The organism is Leptotrichia sp. oral taxon 221, from assembly GCF_018128245.1.
Lineage (GTDB): Bacteria > Fusobacteriota > Fusobacteriia > Fusobacteriales > Leptotrichiaceae > JABCPH02.
Window position 1 is genome coordinate 1082768 of the sequence record NZ_CP072378.1, and the last position, 14389, is coordinate 1097156.

Consider the following 14389-nt stretch of genomic DNA (forward strand, 5'->3'; position numbering starts at 1 on the left):
ATTCTATTTACACAAAAATTTTTATACTTTCAAAAAAAGAACAGCAAAATTTAAATTTCACTGCTCTTTCTTTTATTTTAAAAATTTTAGTAAATTGCTCTAAATCCAATACCTCCACGAACATTATTTCCTTTAGTATCATATCCAGCATTTACTGTAACACCAAATCTAGTATTGTCAACGCCGATATTCAAGTCAAATTTACCATTTCCACGTCTGTCTTCTTTTTCTCCTCTAATTCCAAACCAGTCAGCATTAGTGTATCTAACTCTCGCTTCATTATTGACATCTCCAACTTTTCCAAGCTCATTTTCATAAGCGGCAGTAAGTCCAACCGATAAGTTAGTTCTCACAGCCATTGGTTGAACATATTTAAATTCTACTCCAACTTCTGGTTTTACTGAGAAATAGTCGTTTCCTTTTACTTCTAATCTAACTTCTCCATCATCTTCTTTGATGTTGCTAAATCTTCCATATTCCATTTTCAAAGCTCCGTATGGTCTTAAATGTGTTCTTTCGCTCATTCTTATGTCATAACCTAAATCAGTTTTGAAAGCCGCTCCGTAAGACGTATAGTCTGATTTAGCACTAAATATATCATCGACTACTAAAAATCTACGTTTCATTTCATTTTTACCCAAGAATACATCTCCAGCAACTGTCCATCTAAGCGAACCGTTATGATCTGTATACGGCGACATTGTTTTGAAAATTCCAGCTTTTAACATAGTTTGATTTTCTCTTGATTTTCCAATATCTTTGAATTTGAAGTTATTATTTACAGCTCCAGCATACCATCCACTTGAGTTTCCTAACTTAACTGTTTCATTTTCATGAACATAAGCAACTCCGTAAGCATCACTTGTATAATCAATTATTCCTGCTGTATCAGTATTATATTCATTTCTCATACCAAATACTTTGATTTTATTGTTATCTTTTGATGGGTTTCTCCAATCATTACGTAAATATTTAAATTCTTTATCCAATAAACTTCCTGTTTCATTAACTCTTTGTTGAACATTACCGTATTGATGTCCCATCATTTCATCTGTTGCTTGATAGAATAGAATTTCTTCGTTGTTTCCAATTTCATTTAATTTTTGGAATAATTGATTTTCTCTACTTCCTAATGCTTCAACACCGTATCTTTGTTCCAATCCATCCAAGAAATTGTATGTATCTGTAGGATTTACAGGCGATGCCTCATTTCCTGCCCAGTATGTATATGGTATTTTAGCAAGATAAGCATTTTCTATTGTTCCATCAGTTTGATTTTGTGCAACTGTTGCCATCCAAGTTAATGCACCTGAATAAATATTCCATTTTTTAATTTGCGGATTTTGCTTTATCATGGTATTGTATGGAGCCAATATTTTTTGATCAACTTGTATAGCTTTACTTGTAGTATTTTTTGTAGCTTCATTACCTATTATTAAATCAGCTGTTGTTAAACCATTTAATGCACTTAAACCATTAATAGGATTTGTAAATCTTTTATTAGATGTATCTATATACATACCAATTTTTGACAATTCCATATCTTTATATTCTTCAGCACTTGTTGTCGCCAATACTGGAGCAACTATATTCCCATTTATTGTTATAGTTCCAATTGTTGAACCAGCTGGAACGTCTATTGTAACATTTCCTACAGTTTTACCTAAATTTTGTCCTCCAGAAGATATCTTTATAACTGAAGTATCGTTGGGATCTGTATTTCCATTAATATTGAAAGTTCCATAGTTTTTAATTATTCCAGGATTTGCCCCAGCTGCATTTCCCTTAGATAAAATTCCAACTGCATCTTCTGCTGTAATTTCTATTCTTCCATGGTTTTCTATTGTAGAACCATTTTTAACTACTACTCCAACTACTTTCTTTAAACCAGAACCTACTGATTTGATAGTACCATAGTTATATCCATAGGCTCCATTATCTAAATAAATTCCAGTAGTATTATCTGCACCTAAATTAATTGTTGCTGTTGAACCTGCTGATGTACCATTATATACTTTAGTCCCAGCTTCTGTTCCATACATACCTATACTATATGGTCCAGTAACATTAATAGTTCCCTCATTAACTACATTTCCTGTATATGCTTTTGTAGGAATACCATCTCCATTAAATCCAGCTGCCATACCTACTGCATATCTATTATTTAATGAGTTATTAGGATCTATATAAGAAGCTCCTACTGTTACTGTTTTTCCAGTCATATTTGTTGCAGTTCCTCCATATGTACTATAAATACCCACATTTCCTACTCCAGTTCCAAAGTTTATATCAGCATTATTTGTAACTGTTCCTGCTGAATATAGTCCATAATTATATGAACCTGTTGATGTTAATGCAGTATTATTATTTACAGCTCCTGTTGTATCTCTTGAATAAATATAGGTTACATCATTTCCTAATATCTGACTTGCAGCGTTACTATTTATAGTATTTCCTGTTCCTTCATTCAAGAAACCGAATGAACTATCACCAATTGTCATAGTACTTCCTGATCTCGCAGTTACTATTTGTCCATTACCTTTTGTGAAAACTCCAACAGCTTTGTCAGTTCCAACATTAATTTGACTCGTTGTATCTAAATCAACATTTCCACCTTCACTATATATTCCTGTTCCATCATTACCAACAGTTATTGTTCCTTTATTTAGTACTCTTTTTCCATAAATTCCAACAGAATTATCTCCAACACTTATTATTCCAGTATTTGTAATGTCATCTCCTGATTGTGTAAGAATTCCCACGCTAGGTTTTGATGAAGTTAATGGGCTTGTTAGTGTTACTGTCCCAGTATTTATAATTTCAGTTCCATTTGTTATTATTCCATAACCTTTATCTCCTGTAATTCTTGCAGTGTTAGTTAATTTTCCACCACCAACAGTATAAAGTCCTACAAGACCAGCATTTGTTCCAACAATATCTACTAATTTTACATTTGTTCCATTCGTAATATTAGCTCCTGTTCTTCCTTCATAATATAAGCCAACTCCTGTTCCAGTATTTGAGCCACTATATTTTAATTCAAGTTCATTTGAAGCAGATGATAAAGTACTTCCATCATTTTTAATAAATATTCCTGTTCCTCCATCTTTAATTTCTATTCCATAGTTAGAATTAATAGTTACAGGTGATTTTTCAGCGTAAACTCCTATACCTTTTTTACCTACTATTATATCTGAACTTCCTGTTCCACTTAAAGTAACTGTTGCTTTTTTAGAAACAATACCTACAGTTTCATCTCCTGTTAAAGTCAATTTACCACTATTAGTTATAACTCCATTTGAAGCACTTAATAAAGGAGATGTTCCATTTGTACTTCCATATAATCCAACTGATTTATTTCCATTAACTGTTATTTGACCTTTATTTGTTATTTCAAAAGTTTTATCAAAAGAGGGCAATGTACTATCACTAATCTTTTTATCTGTTCCATAAGTTTGTAATGTTCCCGCTGATGTAAACGCAGCCATTCCAACACCTTGAGTAGTAATGTTAATTTTACCTGTCGTATCATTTGTCAATGTACTTCCATTGATTCCATAAGCACCTACTCCATCAGCAACATTAATAATATTTTTATTATGTATTTGTCCATAGCTAATATTAAGACCTATTGTTCCTGTTGCTAAACTTCCACCTGTTATATTAACAGTTCCATTATTTATAAATTGAGTTTTACTATTATCTCCGTCAGCATTAGATTTATCATTTGATCCTATTGCTAATCCTTTTCCTACTGTCGAGCTAACAGTTTTTCCAGAATTTATTGTAACGACTTCTCTTGACAATCCCACTTTATTAAAGTCATCTGATGCACTACCTACATTAATATCTGTATCTATATCAAATTGTCCATTAATATAATAAATCTTATACTGATGTCCATTTTCATTAAAAGCAGATACTTTCATAGTATTTTTAACTAAATTGGCTATTGTTGTTCCATCCCATATTTTATGTATTCCATCATTTGAAGCTAAAACTACATTATCTCCTGTAAGATTTACAGTAACATTAGACATTCCATTATATTTTGCTGTTGTTCCTGTTGCTGCTGCATAATCAACTTTTGTTCCAGGGATTAATATACCATGTGATATATTTAATGTTGTAGTTCCTGTAAAATTAATATGAGAACTACTATCCGCAGTAAATGGAGTTGATGAATCATGGTCTCCAGTAAAATTTTCTGAATGAGTTATTGTTCCTCCTCCAAATTTAACTACTCCTCCATTTGTTGCAACTAATGCTCCTGACTTCCCAGTTTTTATTGTATTAGCATTTCCATTTAGATTAGCTACTGCATTTGCACCTGATGCCATTGCACCTATCCCATAGATATCTGCATTTCCTGTTACATTTACTGTTCCATCTTTTCCTGCATAAATTCCTATATTATTGTATAGATATGGTTTTGTTGCAACATCTGTTGCAGCTGCCCCATCTTTTGCAATAATATTTCCCTTAGCATTTACTATACCATTATTTTGTGCTAATGCTACTATCGAACTATATCCTAATGCTGTTACATTTTTTTCAGCATTTACTATCCCCTTGTTATCCCCTATAAGAGCTACTGATCTATTCAATTTATTGGAAGAATCCAATTTAGCTCTTCCAGTCATAACTACAGGTTTATATAGATTAATTTCACTTCCTTTTCCAGCTAAACCAGCAGCTGTTCCTCCTGGCATGTCAGTATTATTCCATACCCCAGTTGAGTAAGCTATAACTGTTCCTGTTGCTGCCTTATTTGCAGTATCATCATAAGAACTTATAACATTTGTTGCTGCATCTCTTATTTCTGTTTGAGCTGACACAGCATCTTTTACTTCAGTTACATAGACAGTTTCACCTGTAGCATTTTTATCGGCTTTTTTAGATTTTCCAATATCCATTACAGTCCCATTTTCACTAGCAAACATAACACCATCTGTTGAATATTTACCAAAATAAATCTTTGCTGCTCCTATTTCAAGGTTATGTACTTTATCTAAATCATAGTCAGGATGTAAATTAGATACTGCTGCTCTTGCTGCTGCATTAGGTGCTCCTAAATCTTCTGAAGGAACTATCCCTATTCTTTGTCCTGATTTAGAATAAACTCCCACATTTCCTACTGAAATAGACGAAGTTCCTATATTAGCATTAACATCAATTTCTCCTTGATATATACCTATTATACTTTTAGCCCAATTATCATTATTTCCTACAGGTGTTCTATTACCATCAAAGTGTGGTGTCGCTGCTGATCCATATCTATTACCGAAATATAATATCGCATTTTTATTTCCATTAACATTAGTTTTTGACAACTGTATGCTTGGTGTCATATCAGCATCAACTTTTGCATAAGGTTGATCTTTAACACTTCCACTTCCTCTAAGATTTTCCCAGTTAGGCGAATATCCCAAACCTAAATAAACTATGTCACTATCTGAATTTATATTGTAATCTCCTGTACTTTTAATTTTAAAAGCTCCTTGGACACCTAAAACTGTATAGATATAGTTATTTTTTTCATTTATATTAGCAGTTAAGCTTCCATTGTATTCTCCTCTTTGATGCCAAGAGTTGTAGTCACCATTATTTATTCCTAAAGAATAATAAGATGATGGATATCCATAAAATACACTATTATATTCTCCAGTAACAGTTACATCAACATTATCTAATTGTACCTTTCCTGAATGCCAAGTTTCTGATGATATAAGAGTACTATGTCCATGTAAATACCCGTGAACATTTTCTATTTTTCCATTCCACACAGTATGTATAGCAATAGTTCCTATTGGATTCCACCCTTGTTTTCCTGCAACATGCACTGTTGCATCTTTAAAAAGCCATGTACTATTAGGATTATGTGGAAGTCTTTTTCCTGTATTTAAATAAAATACATTTGGTACTCTTGCATTATTCAATACAGGTGTTCCTCCATAAGCATTAAGTTGATATGAAGAGTTTGCTTCTATAGTATTAGTTGCTGGATTCCACCCTGACCAAAACACTTGATTATTTCCGTCAACAAGATCTCTCATCATTGTACTTTCACCTTGTATATAACTACGTCCTCCAAATTGGAATGATACAACTGGTTGAGCATTTATAGTTGGTACTTTATTAGGTGCTTCCACTGCATCTGGTGTCTTTATATCCAATGAAGGAGGTAGCAAATTAGGTACATTTAATGCTTGTAATACTGGTGCTGATATATTTACAGTAGGTGCTATTATAGGATCTCTATATACTTCTTTTGGTCTAATTGATGCATCAACATTCATTTCTGTTAAAGGTTCTTGTTTTCTTAGTGTACTTGTCAAACCATATGAAAATTTCCCAGTTTTTCTTGCACTAGTTGTTGCTGAATAAGGATTAATTGACTTAGATAATAAGCCATAACTTGGACTTATTGTTGATGTATATCTTTCAAAAGGATCTTTACTTCTTTCAAAAATTCCTTCATAAGGATATTTTTCTTTTTTATCTCCTCTTCCTTTGTATGTACCATTCCAGTTATTAGTAAACTCATTAGCCCCATACTGCCAGCTACTCCAAGGTGATTTTACTACATGATCTCCTTGCTCCATTAGCTGAATTAATTCTAAATTTGTATTTTTCAAAAGCTTGTCATTTTCTTTTCTAGCTTCCGTAAACTGACTATGAATGTCTTTTATCGAAGTAGAAATAGTTTGCTTTTGAGCTTCAATACTCTTGTCTACTTCAGAAGAAAATAAGTTGTTTGAAATACCTACTCCTCCTGTAATCAAAAATGTAATCAATGCAGAATCTGTGTACTTAAATTCTCGACACTTTTTTGCAAATGAACATAAATCTTTTTTTAATTTTCTTAGATTATTTGTCATCTTCAATCTCTCCTTTTTCTATCTTTAACGACATATTTATTGAAAAAAATCTCATAAAATCTTTCTATATTATTTTATTCAAAATTTGCAACAAATATAATTTTAAAATAGTTTTATTCTTACATTACGTATTATAACACAAAAAAATGATTTTTCAAATATTTTATAATTTTTTTTAATAACATCTTCATTTTTTATTTAAGTATCAAACTCCAAATATTAAATTGGCAAGAGGTAAAACCTCTTGCCAATAAATCAAAAAACTATTTTTTATTTTTTCGAACAACATTTAATCATATAAAATACAAACTATATTTCATAAAAAGATTAATAAAGTATTTATAAAATATTAATAAATAGCTCTAAATCCAATACCTCCACGAACATTACTTCCCTTAGTATCATATCCAGCATTCACTGTAACACCAAATCTAGTATTATCAACACCAATATTCAAGTCAAATTTACCATTTCCACGTCTATCTTCTTTTTCTCCTCTAATTCCAAACCAGTCAGCATTCGTGTATCTGACTCTTGCTTCGTTATTAACATCTCCAACTTTTCCAAGCTCATTTTCATAAGCAGCAGTAAGTCCAACTGATAAGTTAGTTCTCACAGCCATTGGTTGAACATATTTAAATTCTACTCCGACTTCTGGTTTTACTGAGAAATAGTCGTTTCCTTTTACTTCTAATCTAACTTCTCCATCATCTTCTTTAATGTTGCTAAATCTTCCGTATTCCATTTTTAAAGCTCCGTATGGTCTTAAATGTGTTCTTTCGCTCATTCTAATGTCGTAACCTAAATCAGTTTTGAAAGCCGCTCCATAAGACATATAGTCTGACTTAGCATTAAATATATCATCAACTACTAAAAATCTACGTTTCATTTCATTTTTACCTAAGAATACATCTCCAGCAACTGTCCATCTAAGCGAACCGTTGTGATCTGTATACGGCGACATTGTCTTGAAGATACCAGCTTTTAGCATAGTCTGATTTTCTCTTGATTTTCCTATATCTTTGAATTTGAAACTATTATTTACTGCTCCAGCATACCATCCGCTTGAGTTCCCTAACTTAACTGTTTCATCTTCGTGAACATAAGCAACTCCGTAAGCATTGCTTTCGTAATCGTGAATTCCAGCTGTGTCAGTCTTATACTGATCTCTCATTCCAAAGATTTTAACCTTATTGTTTTGTTTAGAAGGATTTCTCCATTCATTTTTCAAGTATCTAAATTCTTTGTCAAGCATATTTCCAGTTGCATTTATTCTCATTTGAGTGTTTGCATATTGGTGACCCATCATTTCGTCCATTGCTTGATAGAATAAAATTTCTTCGTTGTTTCCAATTCCATTTAATTTTTGGAATAATTGATTTTCTCTGCTTCCTAGTGCTTCTACACCATATCTTTGTTCTAATCCATCCAAGAAATTGTATGTATCTGTAGGATTTACAGGTGATGCTTCATTTCCTGCCCAGTATGTATATGGTATTTTAGCAAGGTAGGCATTTTCTATTGTTCCATCATTTGAATTTTGTGCGACTGTTGCCATCCAAGTTAATGATCCTGAATAAATGTTCCATTTTTCAATTTGTGGATTAGCTCTAATTGTTGCATTGTATGGATCAGTTATTTTAGAATCCACTTGAATGTATTTTGCAGTCGTATTTTGAGCAGCTTCAGCTCCCACAATTAAGTCAGCTTTTTTCAATCCTGTCAAAGAACTAAGTCCTGTAATAGGATTTGTGTACACTTTATTTGAAGTGTCAATATACATTCCTATTTTTGATAATTCCATTGGCTGAAACTCTTCTGCTGATGTTGTTGCTAATTCAGGTATTACTGGATTTCCATTTACTGTTATTGTTCCAACTGAAGATCCTCTAGGAACATCAATTTTTATTCCAGATACTGTTTTTGTCAAGTCACTCGCAGCATCCACTCCAATAACTGTCGCATCAGTCGAATCTGTCACACCATTAATATTGAATGTTCCATAGTTTTTAACTATTCCAAGATTAGCTCCTGAAGCATTCCCTTTCGATAGAATTCCTCTTGCATCTTCTGCAGTAATATCAATATTTCCGTGATTTTCAATTGTCGAACCATTTTTTACTACAACTCCGACAACTTTTTTCAATCCAGAACCATTCGATTTAATCGTTCCATAATTGTATCCGTAAGCTCCGTTATCCAAGTAAATTCCAGTAGTTTCACTCGAATTCAAGTTTATCACAGCATTACGATTTGAAGCAGTACCGTTGTAAACCGTTGTTCCCGCTCCAGTTCCGTACATTCCAATACTTCCTTTTCCTGTAACATTAATAACACCATTATTTACAATATTTCCAGTATATCCCACTTTTCCTGCAGCAATTTCAGCAGCCGTCGGAGTATATCCAGCAGCCATTCCTATAGCATAACGATTATTTAATGAACTAATTGGATCAAAATACGATTCTCCAACCGTAATCGAAGCATTATTCGTAGCAGTTCCGCCAAGAGTACTGTAAACTCCCACATTTCCATATCCTGAACCAAAATTAATGTTTCCGTTATTTACAACTTCTCCAGCAGAATAAACACCATAATTGTAAGAACCTGTAGAAGTCAAGTTTGTATTATTTGTAACTTGTGCTCCGGCTCTGTTGTCATTTGAATAAATATAAACAGTGTCATTTCCAAGATTATTAATGCTTCCAATGTTACTTACAATTTTGTTTCCAGCAGAACCTGTTCCTTTTTCAGAAATAATTCCAAACGAATTATCAGCAATCGTCATATTTGCTCCAGAATGTGCAGTTACAGTTTGATTATCTCCATTTACATAAATTCCTGCAGCCTGATCCGTTCCAACATTTATTGTTCCAGCAATCAAGTCAACATTTCCAGCAGTACTGAATATTCCAGTTCCCGCATCGCCAACATTAATATTTCCACTGTTTTCAACTTGATGTCCATAAATTCCAACAGAATATTTTCCTATAGTAATATCTCCGCTATTTGTAATTTTGTTCCCATTTTTAACATAAATCCCAACACTAGCTTTTTTACTAGTAGCATCCAACGGATTTGGTAAAGTGATATTTCCACTATTTCTAACTTCTACACCTTCAGAAATAATTCCATATCCCGCATTTCCAGTAATATTTCCTTGATTGTTAATATCTCCTGCAGTCCCTTTTGCCAATATTCCAACAAGACCTTCTGTATTGTTAACTGTATCATTAAGAGTAATATTCATCTTGTTTGTCATACTAGATGCAGGTAATGTTGACTTATTATTCATAAAGAATGCAACCGCAGATGCCGTAGGTGCTCCAGTATATTTTAGTTCAAAGTTTTTACTGTCATTCAATGAAGGATTATTTCCCTCAACAAAAATACCAGTTCCTCTATCCTTAACTTCCACTCCATAATCTGTTTCAAATGTAACCTTCGTATTATCCGCATAAACACCAATTCCAGCATTTCCAGTAGTCACAATATCTGAACTTCCAGTTCCGTTAAGTTTCACTTCAGGCCCACCAAATTGTAAAGGATCAGCAGCTCCAGCAGGTGGCGTAACTTTCGACACGATTCCAACCGAATTATTTCCAGTTAATACGATTTTTCCAGCATTTCTAATACTTCCATGACTTGTTCCAGCTTTTCCAACTTCAATGCTCGGATGTGCTCCAGTAATAGTATTCAATTCTCCATACAATCCAATACCATTATTTCCATTTACAGTAATTGCACCTTTATTTTCAACTTCAAGCGTTTTATCTGTATTTGAAAGTGATCCATTTGAAATCTTAGCATCTGTTCCATAAGTTTGAAGTTTATTAGCAGATGTAAAGGCAGCCATTCCAACTCCAGTTCCTGAAATAGTAATATTTCCATTAGTATCGTTTAATAATTTACTTCCATTTACTCCATATGCTCCAAGTCCATTATCTACAGTAATTGTATTTTTATTTATAATTTCTCCATAACTTGTACTAAGAGCAATTGTAGAAGCAGAACCACCTGTTATAGCCACATTTCCTTCATTTACATATCCCGTTTGCGTATTTGAAGTTGCACCATCATCAGATCCAACAATCATACCCTTACCAGTAGTCGAACTTATTGTAATTCCAGGATCAATAAATATTTTTTCTCTAACAAATTTTATCTTGTCAAATATTGGAGCATTATCTAAATCAATATCTCGTTGTATAGAATATTCTCCATTTTTATAATATACCTTGTAATCAGCACCAGTCCCAATCGTCAAGTTTCCTCTGTTTATCTTCAAGTCATCCTCAACACTTTCAATAAGTCCTGTAGGCCCAGTCCATTTATTATCAGTTCTAGTTCCACCATCTGTAACTCTTAAAATTACACCATTTCCTTCAACTTTAATTTTCATATTACTCATACCAGTATATTTTTTCCCAGCAGTTGCAGCAGCATTTGCAGGATTAGATGAATCTTCAGCCGCATAATCAGCCGCCGTTCCAGGCATAAGTATTCCATCAGAAATAGTAAGTTCCGTATTCCCTGAAAAATTAATATTCGATCCAGTATTAGCTAAAAATGGCACAACTCCACTATAATCATCTGTAGAATTTCTTTTTCTAGTATCAATTTTTCCACCTTTAAAGTCAATCTTACCGCCATCCCAAGCTACAAGACCACCTTCTTTTGCAGAATAAATTTCATTTTTAGTACCTTCAAATTTAATTAACGAACCGCTCCCTTGAGCAAATCCTCCCATACCATGAATTTTAACATCATCTTTAAATGTTATAGTACTTCCACTTCCAGTAGTTGTCCCTGCTTTTGCATATCCACCAATATTTTTGTATAGATATGGTTTTGTATCAGCATCACTTGCAGCCCATTCATCTACAGCTGTGACTTTACCATCTAAAGTAATTTTCGCGCTATTATCTGCATAAGCAATTATTGATCCAAATCCTTTTGCGTCTGTAGTCTTTTCAGCCGTTATTTCTCCACCATTTTTAGCAACATATGCTATTGGAAAAGATTCCACTTTTGTTGTTGATCCTAAAGGAGTATCGTCTTTATATCTTGCACTCATCACAACATCTTGTCCAAGATTTACTTGACTTCCTTTTCCTTCGAATCTTTTTGCTTCATTAGATGTCATTACATGGTCGCTATTTTTCCATGTTCCTTCAGCATATGCAATAATTGTTCCAGTGGCTACTTCATTTTTAGTATCATCTGCAGAAGCAACAAGTGAAGTTGCTGAACCGTCTAAAGTATAATCTTTTATAGGTGTAGTCATAATATCTACTGTTGTAGAATCTGATTTCCCTGAGATATCATTTCCACTCGTATCTTTTATAGCTTTACCGTGTTCATTTGTAGATTTTGCTACATCAATAACTGTTCCTCTTTCAGATGCTATCATTATACCATCTTTAGAATTTTTACCAAATGTTATATCAATATTATTTATTTGTAGAGAATGTATTGGATCATTTTCATAATTAATCTGAACATCAGCTCCTAAATCTTCTTTTGTTTTTATCTTTGCAGTCTGTCCATTTATAATTTCTTCTCCTCTTTGACCCGATTTAGAATAAATTCCTATATTATTTGTAGCAATCGTTGTAGCACTTGTTGTTCCTATTCTTCCTCTTGCATCAATTTGTCCTTGATATATTCCAATAACTGATTTTTTCCAATCTAAATTATTAGGTTGATTCCATACAGATAATCCTGAAGACTCTGCATCAGGCATCTTGTCATTAAATAATAGTAATATATTTCTGTCCCCGTTCACAACAGGAGCTTCTGTAAGTTTTACAGTTGGCGTCATTCCAGTATGATTTGTATCCTTTATTCTTGCAGTACCTCCTGGCATCGTTCCATTGACATCTGCTTTTCCTACAAAGTTGTTCCAGTTAGGAACGTATCCAAATCCTGAATAAACTATATTTTCATCTCCCGTAATGTTATATTTTCCTTTACTATTTATTTCAAATGATCCTTGAGTCCCTACTACTGAATAAACTATATTCTTGTTAGTTTCTATATCAGCATCAACTTTACCTATAAATCCTCCACGTTGTAAAGGCACTCCAAAACTAGCACTCCAGTTCTGTACTACAGAATATGTTCCTGGAAATATTAAAAATATTGTATTCTGATCTCCAGCTCCAGGATCTGTTAAATGTCCTTTTGTTATATTTACTTTTACTTCATTTCCTGGAGTTTCATCAAATTCTATTTTTCCAGTCCACCATGTTTCAAGTGATAAAAATGCTGATTTTCCATACATATTTGCTGTAACATTTGATAATTTTCCATTCCATACAGTATGTATTCCTAAAGCTCCTTGTTTTCCACCATCTGTCCGTCCTGCAGCTCCTACATCTCCAGCAAGATATAAATTCATATTTTTAATATGAAATTTTCTCTTATTGATATCTGAATTACCTCCTGAAAACTGACTTCCAAAATAAAACAAAACTGAATCTCTAGGAGTAACAGCTCTAGAACTAATTGCATTTATGTATCCTATATTTGAAGGTGTTCCATCTATTCCAGACTGTGGAACTAATGTTCCAGTAGTTGGATTATATCCTGACCAAAAAGAATGATTTTCACCATCACTAAATCTAGTAGGACTAGCTGTATATTTTGCTTGATCATCAACTGTATTTACAACATACCATTTACTTATTGCACCATTAGTAAAAGAAAAATCTAAAAATGGTTTTGCATTAACTTCAGGTATTTTTACCTTAACCACAGGTGGATTAGGTGTAGGAATCGTCAAAGTAGGCGGAACTACTGTTGGTATACTCAAAGGTGCCAATACTGGTGCACTTACATTAACATTTGGTGCAGCAACAGGACTTTTATGTACATCTTTAGGTTTAATCGAAGCATCAATATTCAAACTCGCTACTGGTTCTTGACGTTTTTCTGTGCTCGAAATTCCATATCCTTTTTCATATCCATATCTTCCACTTGTTGTAGCTGATCTTGGATTGCTTGATTTACTTAACAAATCATAGTTTGAACTTAAAGGCGAAGTCGCTCTCTCGAATTTATTTTCACTTCTCTCAAATTTTCCTTCATAAGGATATTTTTTTGATTTATCTTCTCTTCCTTTATATGTTCCTCCCCAATTGTTATAAAATCCATTAATTCCATATTGCCAGCTGCTCCAAGGCGATTTTACTACATGATCTCCTTGCTCCATTAACTGAATTAATTCTAAATTTGTATCTTTCAATAATTTATTATTCTCTCTTTTAGCCTCTGAAATCCTACTACTAAAATCTTTAATCGACGTAGAAACCTCTTGTTTCTGACCTTCAATTTGTTTATCAATTTCCGCCGAAAATAAATTTTGTGAAATATTCACTAATCCTGTTATTAAAAATGTAATAAGTGCCGAATCAGTATATTTAAACTCTTGACACCTCTTTGCAAACGACCTTAAGTCTTTTTTTACCTTTCTTAAATTATTCGTCATCATTTTCTCCTTTTTT

The 14389-nt window shown here is 33.0% G+C and carries 2 protein-coding genes; both read right to left on the bottom strand.

Annotated elements, in window-relative coordinates:
* Positions 1 to 86 precede the first annotated feature (86 nt).
* Positions 87 to 6881 (bottom strand): autotransporter-associated N-terminal domain-containing protein, encoded by a 6795-nt coding sequence (locus J4863_RS04750; protein ID WP_211617620.1) that lies wholly within the window; start codon positions 6879 to 6881, stop codon positions 87 to 89.
* 349 nt (positions 6882 to 7230) lie between these two features.
* A complete protein-coding gene (locus tag J4863_RS04755; RefSeq protein ID WP_211617621.1) occupies positions 7231 to 14373 on the bottom strand; it encodes an autotransporter-associated N-terminal domain-containing protein in 7143 nt (2380 codons plus the stop codon).
* Between the last annotated feature and the right edge of the window lie 16 nt (positions 14374 to 14389).

Excerpts from the sequence above, each read along its gene's own strand:
- J4863_RS04750 (WP_211617620.1), bottom strand. The coding sequence starts at position 6,881 with ATGACAAATAATCTAAGAAAATTAAAAAAAGATTTATGTTCATTTGCA.
- J4863_RS04755 (WP_211617621.1), bottom strand. The coding sequence starts at position 14,373 with ATGACGAATAATTTAAGAAAGGTAAAAAAAGACTTAAGGTCGTTTGCA.